Here is a 211-nt window from a genome sequence, read left to right as displayed (position 1 = left end):
CCGATGGCACGACTCCGCAAAGCCACGTCTTAACGGCCGCAGAAATCACAGCGGGCACCTACAGCACAACGGTTGCCAAACCGGCAGAAGGCGCTAATTTAACCGTCACAGCAACGGTCACCGACCAAGCTGGCAATGTCTCCGCCCCAGGCACAGACAGTGCGACTTTGGACACGACTGCGACGGCCGCACCAACGATCACCATCACGAC

1 protein-coding gene is annotated in these 211 nt (G+C 59.7%); it reads left to right on the top strand.

All coding sequences use genetic code 11. The annotated features are described in order from the left end of the window. The coding region (locus tag ACO0K8_RS22445; protein WP_422948873.1) for a hypothetical protein at positions 1-211 on the top strand (211 nt) is incomplete at both ends.

Origin of the sequence: Undibacterium sp. Ren11W (assembly GCF_049340485.1) — a bacterium.
GTDB lineage: Bacteria > Pseudomonadota > Gammaproteobacteria > Burkholderiales > Burkholderiaceae_D > Undibacterium.
The sequence above is the reverse complement of the archived record's forward strand: the minus strand, read 5'-3'. Positions and strand labels throughout refer to the sequence as shown.